Annotated in this window: 9 protein-coding genes; 2 read left to right on the top strand and 7 right to left on the bottom strand. The window is 68.6% G+C overall.

Annotated features, from left to right (window positions below; all coding sequences use genetic code 11):
* Nucleotides 1-55: 55 nt before the first annotated feature.
* The 4 genes from sucD to zapE form a co-directional block, all read right to left on the bottom strand.
* Nucleotides 56-940: a succinate--CoA ligase subunit alpha gene (gene sucD / locus CH341_RS23015; RefSeq protein ID WP_111421328.1), complete on the bottom strand. Its 885-nt coding sequence runs from the start codon at nt 938-940 to the stop codon at nt 56-58.
* A complete protein-coding gene (gene sucC / locus CH341_RS23010) occupies nt 940-2,109 on the bottom strand; it encodes an ADP-forming succinate--CoA ligase subunit beta (protein WP_111421327.1) in 1,170 nt (389 codons plus the stop codon). Before sucC ends, sucD begins: the two co-directional genes overlap by 1 nt.
* 127 nt (nt 2,110-2,236) lie before the next feature.
* A complete protein-coding gene (mdh, locus tag CH341_RS23005) occupies nt 2,237-3,202 on the bottom strand; it encodes a malate dehydrogenase (RefSeq protein ID WP_111421326.1) in 966 nt (321 codons plus the stop codon).
* A gap of 196 nt (nt 3,203-3,398) precedes the next feature.
* A complete protein-coding gene (zapE, locus tag CH341_RS23000) occupies nt 3,399-4,571 on the bottom strand; it encodes a cell division protein ZapE (protein WP_111421325.1) in 1,173 nt (390 codons plus the stop codon).
* Nucleotides 4,572-4,915: 344 nt separating this feature from the next.
* Between zapE and CH341_RS22995 the strand changes: the two genes are divergently transcribed.
* Both CH341_RS22995 and CH341_RS22990 read left to right on the top strand, forming a co-directional pair.
* Entirely contained in the window at nt 4,916-5,515 is a 600-nt protein-coding gene (locus CH341_RS22995) for a GNAT family N-acetyltransferase (RefSeq protein WP_111421324.1), read from the top strand.
* Nucleotides 5,516-5,707: 192 nt separating this feature from the next.
* Nucleotides 5,708-6,469, top strand: coding sequence for a carbonic anhydrase (locus CH341_RS22990; protein ID WP_111421323.1), 762 nt, complete (start codon nt 5,708-5,710; stop codon nt 6,467-6,469).
* Nucleotides 6,470-6,786: 317 nt separating this feature from the next.
* Here the strand turns inward: CH341_RS22990 and CH341_RS22985 are convergent, their stop codons facing one another.
* From CH341_RS22985 to CH341_RS22975, 3 genes are all read right to left on the bottom strand, one after another.
* A complete protein-coding gene (locus CH341_RS22985; RefSeq protein ID WP_111421322.1) occupies nt 6,787-7,530 on the bottom strand; it encodes a TSUP family transporter in 744 nt (247 codons plus the stop codon).
* A 243-nt stretch (nt 7,531-7,773) separates the two neighbouring features.
* Nucleotides 7,774-9,417, bottom strand: coding sequence for a lysine--tRNA ligase (locus tag CH341_RS22980; RefSeq protein WP_111421321.1), 1,644 nt, complete (start codon nt 9,415-9,417; stop codon nt 7,774-7,776).
* Between the two features lie 130 nt (nt 9,418-9,547).
* Nucleotides 9,548-10,439, bottom strand: an 892-nt coding sequence (locus CH341_RS22975) for a Kelch repeat-containing protein (protein WP_111421320.1), incomplete at its 5' end; no start/stop codon positions are given.

Genomic DNA, 10,439 nt, shown 5'->3' with positions numbered 1-10,439 from the left:
CCTTCCGGTCGCGGCGCTCGATTCGTACGAAGCGAAAGGCTCCCGGGCAGTCGGCTCAGCCCTTGAGCACGGCCGCCAGGGTCGTGCCGAGACGGGCCGGCGATGGCGACACCGTGATGCCGCAGGCCTCCATGACGGCGATCTTCGACTCCGCGTCGCCCTTGCCGCCCGAGATGATGGCGCCGGCATGGCCCATGCGGCGGCCGGGCGGGGCGGTGCGGCCGGCGATGAAGCCGACGACCGGCTTCTTGCGCCCGCGCTTGGCCTCGTCGGCCAGGAACTGCGCCGCCTCTTCCTCGGCCGAGCCGCCGATCTCGCCGATCATGATGATCGACTTGGTCGCCTCGTCGGCCAGGAACATCTCCAGCACGTCGATGAACTCGGTGCCCTTCACCGGGTCGCCGCCGATGCCGACCGCCGTGGTCTGGCCGAGGCCGACCTGGGTGGTCTGGAACACCGCCTCGTAGGTCAGCGTGCCGGAGCGCGACACGATGCCGACCGTGCCGGGCTTGAAGATGTTGCCCGGCATGATGCCGATCTTGCACTCGTCGGCGGTCATCACGCCCGGGCAGTTCGGCCCGATCAGGCGCGACTTCGAGCCCTCGAGCGCGCGCTTCACCCGCACCATGTCGAGCACCGGGATGCCCTCGGTGATGCAGACGATCAGCGGGATCTCGGCCTGGATGGCCTCGGCGATGGCGTCGGCGGCGCCGGGCGGCGGCACGTAGATGACGGAGGCGTCCGCCCCGGTCTTCTCCTTGGCCTCGGCGACGGTCTCGAACACGGGCAGGCCGAGATGGGTCTGGCCGCCCTTCCCGGGAGCGACGCCGCCGACCATCTTGGTGCCGTAGGCGATCGCGGCCTCCGAGTGGAAGGTGCCGTTCTTGCCGGTGAACCCCTGGCAGATGACCTTGGTGTTGCGGTCGATCAGGACGGACATCACGCGGCTCCCTTCACGGCCTTGACGATCTTCTGGGCGGCGTCGTCGAGGTCGTCGGCCGACACGACGTTGAGGCCGGACTCGGCGATGATCTTCTTGCCGAGCTCGACATTGGTGCCTTCGAGCCGCACCACGAGCGGCACCGGCAGGCCCACTTCCTTCACGGCCGCGATCACGCCCTCGGCGATCACGTCGCATCGCATGATGCCGCCGAAGATGTTGATCAGGATGCCCTTCACGTTGGGATCGGCCGTGATGATCTTGAACGCGGCCGTCACCTTGTCCTTGGAGGCGCCGCCGCCGACATCGAGGAAGTTGGCCGGCGACTCGCCGTACAGCTTGATGATGTCCATGGTGGCCATGGCGAGGCCGGCGCCGTTCACCATGCAGCCGATCGTGCCGTCCAGCGCGATGTAGTTGAGGTCGTACTTGGACGCCTCGATCTCCTTCTCGTCCTCCTCGGTCAGGTCGCGCAGCGCGACGATGTCCGGGTGGCGATAGAGCGCGTTGGAGTCGAACGACACCTTGGCGTCGAGACAGATCAGCTTGCCGTCCTTGGTGACGACCAGCGGATTGATCTCGAGCATGCTCATGTCCTTGGCCAGGAAGGCCTCGTGGAGCTTGCCGATCAGCACGTCCGCCTGCTTGGCGAGGTCGCCCTTGAGGCCGAGCGTGCGGGCGACGAGGCGGCCGTGATGCGGCATCACGCCGGTCGCCGGATCGATCGAGAAGGAGACGATCTTCTCGGGCGTCTCGGCGGCGACGTGCTCGATGTCCATGCCGCCTTCGGTCGACACCACGAACGACACCCGGCCGGTGCCGCGGTCGACCAGCGCCGACAGGTAGAACTCCTTGTCGATCGCCGAGCCTTCCTCGATGTAGAGCCGGTGCACCTCTTTTCCGCGCGGCCCGGTCTGGTGCGTCACCAGGATCGAGCCGAGCAGGCGCTTGGCCTCCTTCTCGACGTCCTCGATCGTCTTCACCACCTTGACGCCGCCGGCCTTGCCGCGGCCGCCGGCGTGAATCTGTGCCTTGACCACCGTCACGGCGGAGGCGAGCTCGTTCGCGGCCTTGACGGCCTCCTCGACCGAGAAGGCCGCAATGCCGCGGGGTGTCGGTACGCCGAATTCCCGCAACACGGCTTTGGCCTGGTATTCGTGAATATTCATGCCCCACACCCCGCTGGTGTCCGGCGGCGCCGGACGGCGTTGCCATCACAACACTCGTCGGGGGCGCCCAGGCCGCGGCCCAGGCGTCCCCGTTTCGCTGTCATCGGGTCGGATCGTCCGATCGCGTTCAGGACGCGAGGTCGGGAGCGATCTTCTTGCAGGCGTCGATCAGGCCCTTCACGGCCTCGGCCGATTTGTCGAAGGCGGCCCGCTCGGCCCCGGCGAGCTCGATCTCGACGATGCGCTCGACGCCCTTGGCGCCGATCACCACCGGAATGCCCACATAGGTGTCCTTCAGGCCGTACTCGCCGTTCAGATAGGCGGCGCAGGGCACGACGCGCTTCTTGTCGCGCAGGTAGCTCTCGGCCATCGCGATCGCCGAGGCGGCCGGCGCGTAGAAGGCCGAGCCGGTCTTGAGCAGGTTGACGATCTCGGCGCCGCCGTTGCGGGTGCGGTCGACGATCGCGTCGAGGCGGGCCTGGGTGGTCCAGCCCATCTTCACCAGATCGGGAAGCGGGATGCCGGCGACGGTCGAGTACTTGGTCAGCGGCACCATGGTGTCGCCGTGACCGCCCAGCACGAAGGCCGTCACGTCCTCGACCGACACGTTGAACTCGTCGGCCAGGAAGTAGCGGAAGCGGGCCGAGTCGAGCACGCCGGCCATGCCGACCACCATGTGCTTGGGCAGGCCCGAATACTTCTGCAGCGCCCACACCATCGCGTCGAGCGGGTTGGTGATGCAGATCACGAAGGCGTTCGGCGCGTACTTGCGGATGCCGGAGCCGACCTGCTCCATGACCTTCAGGTTGATGCCGAGCAGATCGTCGCGGCTCATGCCGGGCTTGCGCGGCACACCGGCCGTGACGATGCAGACGGACGCGCCCTCGATCGCCTCGTAGGAGTTGGTGCCGGAGAAACGGGCGTCGAAACCGTCCACCGGCGAGGACTGCGCGATGTCCAGGGACTTGCCCTGGGGAATCCCTTCGGCGATGTCGAACATCACGACGTCGCCGAGCTCCTTGAGCCCGACCAGATGGGCCAGCGTGCCACCGATCTGACCCGCGCCGATCAACGCGATTTTTTGCCGTGCCATTGTGGGGAAGTTCCTCGAACCTGGATGTCCGGTGGGGATTTCGGGTGTTATCGCGTTCCCGTCGAGCGTTCAAGTCGCGCCCCGCCGTCGCGACCGTATTCGCATCTAGGGCCGAATTCGTGCGCCAGAAGACGCGCGAAGGTCTCAGTCGACAGTTCAGACCAGGCCCGCAGGCCCGGCCGTCGCGGCCGACCGTTCATGTCTCGACCAGTCCGGCGGTGTCGCCGGACATGGCGCCGCGACTTCCGTGCGGCAGCTCGAGATAGGATTCCGACGCCATCTCGATCAGCCGCGACATGGTGCGCTTGAACTCGTTCGCCTCGTAGCCGACCGTCGCGACATAGAGCCCCTCGGGCTCGGCCTCGGCCGAGGCGACCAGCTTCACGCCGTGGTCGTAGAGCGTATCGATCAGCGCGATGAAGCGCTTGGCCTCGTTGCGATGGGGAAAGTCCATCACCGGCACGTGGTCGAGCACGATGGTGTGAAACTCGTGCGCGATCCGCAGATAGTCCGAGGCGCCGAGCGGCTGCTCGCACAGGTCGTGGAACGAGAAGCGCGCCGCCCCCATGCCGGAGCGCGGCACTTTCAGCACCCGCCCCTTCACGGTCATCGTGTGGTCGCTGGTCTCGTGGCCGCTGGTGATGCGGGCCCAGGCGTCGTCGAGCTCGGCGTCGGCGCGGGCGTCGTCCGGGGCGTGCCAGACCGGCACGCCGGCGAGCTTCTCGCGACGATAGTCGGTCCGCGCGTCGAGGCGCATCACCTCCATGTGCTGCTTCAGGAGGTCGATGAAGGGCACGAACAAGGCGCGGTTGAGCCCGTCCTTGTAGAGGTCGTCGGGCGCCACGTTGGAGGTCGCGACCACCACGACCCCGAGCCCGAACAGCCTGGTGAACAGCCGCCCCAGGATCATCGCGTCGGCGATGTCGGTGACGTGGAACTCGTCGAAGCACAGCAGCCACGCCTCGTCGGCCAGGTCGGCGGCGGTCAGGGCGATCGGGTCGCCGCCCGACACCTCGCCCGCCTTCAGCCGCCGGCGATAGACGTGTACGCGCTCGTGGACGTCGGCCATGAACTCGTGGAAATGCGCCCGCCGCCGCCGCTCGACCCGGCTGGTGGCATAGAACAGATCCATCAGCATGGTCTTGCCGCGCCCGACCTCGCCATGGAGATAGAGCCCACGCACGAACGGCTGGCGCTTAGTCTCGCGACCGCCGAACAGCCAGCCCAGCGCCGAGGACTTGCGGGCGATCCGGTCCCGGACCAGACGCTCCTGCAGCTCGCCGAGCGCTTCGACGATTCGCAGCTGGGCGCGGTCGCGCTCGATCTCTCCGGCGGCGACGAGGGCGGCGTATCGCTCGGTGATGGACAAGTCGGGTTCCGGACGGCGGGGGCTGCGCCCTCCATTAGCGGGGGAGGCCCGGGGTCCACAAGCGCCACGTTGCGGCCGGCCCGACTCGGGGCCGTGTCGCCGGGAGGCATCGGGATGACCGGGCGCCGCGCTACGACTTTAGTCGAAAGCCTTGTCTCAAAACAGGAATTTTTCCGACCTGCTTACGCTGGATCAACTTTCCGCGATACCAGTCCTGCGATGGTGGCCCCTGGCGTTCGATGATGTCGTGCTTATGTTGCGTTGCAGCAAAAGCCGCCGGCAAGGATCGGCACACTGCGGGGGAACGTCCGGGACCGAAGACGCGAAAGCGCAGGAGCCCCGGAATGCAGGAAGTGTTCATCGAAGGCGGATTGATCCGCAAGCTGTGGCCGATCGAGGCGCATGCCTATCGGGACCATCTCTTGCGCCTGGACGCCGACAGCCGTCGCAGCCGCTTCGGAGGCGCCGTCTCGGACGAGATGATCCGCGCCTATGGCGAGGCCATCGACGGCACCGACACCATCATCCACGGCTTCTTCGTCGGCGGCATCCTGCGGGGCGCCGCGGATCTGCGGCTGCTCGGCCCGGCACACAACGGCGAGGCCGAGGCGGCGTTCAGCGTCGAGAAGCCGTGGCAGAGCCACGGGATCGGCTCGGCCCTGCTGGAGCGCTGCCTGCTCGCGGCACGCAACCGCGGCATCAAGCTCCTGCACGTCTCGTGTCTCTCCGAGAACCAGCGGATGCAGCAGCTCGCGCGAAAATACGAGGCGCAACTGTCGTTCGACTTCGGCACCGTGGTCGGCAGGGTGCAGAACTCGAGCCCGACCCCGCTCTCGCTGATCCAGGAAATCGTCACCGACGGCCACAGCTTCGCGGCCGCCTGCCTCGACCTCCAGTCCCGCCTGCTGCGCCCGGCCGCCCCGGCCGGCTCGCCCGCCGAGTAGCCGTCGCGGCAACCTCTCCTCAACCACGACGATAGACGGATCTTCAAGCTTGTCAGGCGAATCGCCCCATTCGGCGTCTTGCCGCGGCGGGGCGGCGCACGGTATGAGGGAACCCTTGTCCCCGTGCGAACGAGTCGCAGCGACGGCGCCGATCGGCGCCGTCCCGGCTCGCCGCACAAGCCTGGAGGCCCCATGAAGCTCGATCGGCGCAACACTCTGAAGGCCCTGGCCGGCCTCGCCCTCTGCCCGCTGTGCGGACCGGCGGGTTTCGCGGCGGAGACCGCCCATTGGGGCTACGAGGGCGAGCACGGCCCGGCGCACTGGGGTGACATGGACGCGGCCAGCAAGGTCTGCACGCTGGGCTCGCAACAGTCGCCGATCGACATCGACCACACCATCCGGGCCGAGCTGGCGCCGCTCGAGATCAAATGGGCGCCCCAGGCCGCCACCATCGTCAACAACGGCCACACCATCCAGGTCAACGCCGCGCCGGGCTCGACGCTGTCGCTGGGCGGCGACACCTACAAGCTGCTGCAGTTCCACTTCCACCGGCCGAGCGAGCACACGGTCGACGGCCAGAGCTTCCCGATGGAGGTGCACTTCGTGCACCAGAACGCCGCCGGCGGCCTCGCCGTGGTCGGCGTGCTGATGAAGACCGGGGCCGCCAACCCGTCCTTCGCCAAGGTGATCGGCACGATGCCGCAGCAGGAAGGCCCGGCCGTGCCGGCCGACGCGGCGATCGACCCGAACGCGTTCCTGCCGAAGGGCCGCGCCTATTACCGCTACACCGGCTCGCTGACGACGCCGCCCTGCGCCGAGACGGTCGAATGGCTGCTGATGACCGACCCGGTCGAGGTCGCCGCAACCGACGTCGCCGGCTTCGCCAAGCTCTACGCCATGAATGCGCGGCCGGTGCAGAAGGCCAACCGCCGCTTCATCCTGCGCTCCGGCTGAGGTCCGATCTGCCGCTCCGGGACGCGGGCCCTGTGGTCCGCGCTCCCGGGCCGGTCCTCACTGCACCGGAACGCCGGCCCGGCAGGAGGTGTAGCCCCAGGTCGGGATGTCGCATTTCGAGCAGCCGGCCAGGCCCGCCCCGAGCCCCACCAGCACAACCAACACCACGGCACGCATCCTCGCGTACTCCCGCGAACTCGATCCGTGTCCCCGAGAGCGACCCTACGCGGCCGGGGCGACCCGCCGCCAGCGCGTTTACGTTGCGTTAACACGGAGGCCGGCCGGTGTGACGGTTTTGCTACGCCGGCGGCGGCCGCTCAGCCGCCCAGCACCAGCAGGCCCCCGCGCCACAGATAGACGACGCCGATCGCCATGATGATCAGGCGGGTCCAGTGGCGGAACCCGTGGTCGGTCATCCGCTCCAGCACCAGCACGGCGAGCGACGTGCCGAGAATGCTGAGCAGCAGCGCCGGCGGGATCGCCCACAGCGGCTCGATCTTGGCGGCGCTGGCGAAGGACGCGAAATAGGCGGCCCGGAGCAGGTGGCTGAAGGTCTGGGTGACGGCCTTGGTGGCCACCGTGGTCTTCCGGTCGATCATGCTCTTCTGGAAGAACATGTCGAGGAAGAGCCCGCCGACGCCGGACAGGAACTGCACCACCGTGGTGAGCAGGCCGGCCACGAAGGGCATGCCGCGCCACTCGATGTTGGGCCGCGCATCCTTCGGCAGGATCTCGACCAGGAACGGCATCACGCCGAGGGTCAGATAGACGGTCGCCTTGTCGGGAATGAAGGCGATCAGCCGCATGACCCCGAAGGCCAGCAGAGATCCGGCCGCGTAGGACCAGAAGATGCTCCAGCGCACATGCGCCCGCCACATCACGGCGCGCCAGCCATTGGCGGCGAACTGGATGATCGAGAACAGCACCATGGCGGTCGCCACGTCGTACACGGTCAGCAGCACGCCGAGCAGGATCATCCCGCCCGCCATCCCGAAGATCCCCGAGACGAAGGACGAGACGACGATGGTGCCGGCGATCAGCGCGTAGGCGGCGAGGGTCATGGACGGACTTTATATGCCAGGCACCGCTGGCCGTCATCGGCCGCCACATAGTCCAATTCACGCCTCATGGTGAGGAGCGGTCCGGGCGCGCTCGCGCGCCTGGACCGCGTCTCGAACCATGCGGCGCCGACCGACGCAGCCGACGCCGTGGCCGCCCTCCCCCTTCGAGACGGTCGCTTCGCGGCCTCCTCAGGGTGAGGGCGGACGAGAGGGGCGCCGTCGTCGCCGCGGGTTCGGTTGGCCTCACGCACTCCGGGCGAGCGCGCCGTCGATCATGTCGACGGTGTTCTTCAGCCCGTAGATGGCGACGAAGGAGCCGAAGCGCGGACCCTTCTCCTGGCCGAGCAGCACCTGGTAGAGCAGGTTGAACCAGTCGAGCGAAACGCCCGGCTTGCCGTCCTTGCCCTTCTTCTTCTCGTCCAGGAAGGGCGGCCGGCGGCCGACCTCGTAGACGACCTCCTGGATCGCCTCCGCAGTGGCGTCTTCGGCGAGCTGGGAGAGCGCGTCGCGCAGATCCAGGAGCGCGGCGCGCTCGCCGTCGGCGGGCTCGCGGAACCGCTTCGCCGGCAGGACGAAATCGCGAAAATAGTGGATCGCGTACTCGACCTGCTGCTGCAGCTTGGGGTGGGACTGCGGCGTCACGCCCGGCCAATAGCGGCCGATGAAGCCCCACAGCGTGTCGGCGTTCTCGGCATTGGAGGCCGACACGAGGTTGAGCAGCATCGTGAACGAGATCGGCATAGAGACGTCGGGCGGCGCACCCGAATGGATGTGCCACAGCGGATTGGTGAGGCGCTGCTTGCCGTCCTGCCGCCTGTAGCCGTCGAGGAACTGGGCGTACTCGTCGACATGCCGCGGGATCACGTCGAAATGCAGCCGCTTCGCCGCCTTCGGCTCGCGATACATGAACAGCGACAGGCTCTCCGGACTCGCATAGCGGAGCCACTCGTCGATGGTCAGCCCGTTGCCCTTCGACTTCGAGATCTTCTGGCCCTTGTCGTCGAGGAAGAGCTCGTAGGTGAAGCCCTCCGGCGGCGTGCCGCCGAGCACCCGGCAGATCTCGCCCGACAGGCGCACCGAGTCGATCAGATCCTTGCCGGCCATCTCGTAGTCGATGCCGAGCGCCACCCAGCGCATCGCCCAGTCGGCCTTCCACTGGCACTTGACCATGCCGCGCGTCACCTGCGTGGTGACGCGCTCGCCGGTCTCCGGGTCCTCGTACGTGATGGTGCCGCGCTTGGGGTCCCGCGCCACCATCGGCACCTGCAGCACCAAGCCGCTGCGCGGATCGACCGGCAGGAACGGCGAGTAGGTGGCGCGCCGCTCCGGGCCGAGCGTCGGCAGGATGATCTCCATCACCCGGTCGTAGTGCTCGAGCATCGCCAGCAGCGTCGCGTCGAAGCGGCCGGCCTTGTAGTACGCGGTCGACGAGGCGAACTCGTACTCGAAGCCGAAGGCGTCGAGGAACGCCCGCAGCCGCGCATTGTTGTGCGCGCCGAAGCTGTCGTGGGTGCCGAACGGGTCGGGCACGCGGGTCAGCGGCTTGCCGAGATGCGGCGCGACCAGCTCCTTGTTGGGGATGTTGTCGGGGACCTTGCGCAGCCCGTCCATGTCGTCCGAGAAGGCGATCAGGCGGGTCTTCACCCTGTCGTCGGTCAGCACCCGGAAGGCGTGGCGCACCATGGTGGTGCGAGCCACCTCGCCGAACGTGCCGATGTGCGGCAGCCCGGACGGGCCGTAGCCGGTCTCGAAGATCACCTCGTCCTTGGGATGCGTCTTCAGCCGCGCGACGATCTTCCTCGCCTCCTCGAACGGCCAGGCCGTGGAGGATTCGGCGAGCTGCCGAAGGGCGGCGGGATCGAGGGCGTCGGCAACGGAATCGGACATGCGGCGTCTCCGGCAGGGCCGGGCGCGCGCACCGCGACCGGACGAGGCGGCGCAGCGGAAAAGCCCGGTCCGCCTCGTCTAAGGACCGGGGCGCGCGCGGTCAAATGCTTCGGGCGTGCCGCCGCCGGCTTCAGCCCAGCGTGAAGGCCTCGTGCACGGCCGACTGCAGCGCACCGCCCGTCACGGCACCGCCGCCCGCGACATGGATCCAGTCGCCGATCAGCGCCGCCCCGACGGCGTGACGCGGCGTCGGCATCGGGGCATGGCGCTGCCAGGTGTCGGAGGCGGGATCGTAGCTCTCCATCTGGCCGAACACCTTGCCCTGGACGATGCGGCCGCGCTCGATCAGCCCGGCCTCGCCGCCCATCGCGTAGAACCGGCCGCGATAGACCACCAGCCCGTGGCCCGAGCGGGCGGTCGGCAGCGGGCTGCGCTCCTCCCAGGTGTCGCGGTCGGGCAGGTACACGTGGTGGAGCGCCGTGTTGTATTCGAAGGTGTTGAAGCGGCCGCCGATCACGTGGATGCGGCCGTCATGGGCGACGCAGCCGACATGGTCGCGAGCGCCCGGCAGGGGCTTGCGCAAGGACCACTTGTCCTCCTTGGGGTCGTAGACCTCGTGCCAGCCGATCGAGGCGCGCTCGGCGGTCGGCTCGGCGGCACCGCCGATCAGATGAATGCGGCCGTCCAGCACCACGGCGGCGGCGGCGCCGCGCGACCGCGTCAGCGGCGCGATACTGGTCCAGCGGTCCGACGCCACCTCGTAGGCATAGGCGTTGGGGTCGGGGTTGCGGTTCTGCTCCAGGAAGCCGCCAAGCGCATAGACGCGGCCTGCGTCCGCACAGACCGCGACGTGGTTGGCGCCGCGCGGCAGCGGGGCCGCGTCCTGCCAGCGGTCGGCGGCGGGGTCGTAGACGTGGTGATAGGCGCGGTCGACCCGGCCCTCGCCGTAGCCGCCGACGATGTGCATGCGGCCGTCCCAGGCGGTGGCCCAGGCCATCTCGCTGCGCGGCAGCGGCAGCGCC

It is taken from the genome of Rhodoplanes roseus, assembly GCF_003258865.1.
Lineage (GTDB): Bacteria > Pseudomonadota > Alphaproteobacteria > Rhizobiales > Xanthobacteraceae > Rhodoplanes > Rhodoplanes roseus.
This window is presented reverse-complemented; position numbering and strand designations above follow the sequence as displayed.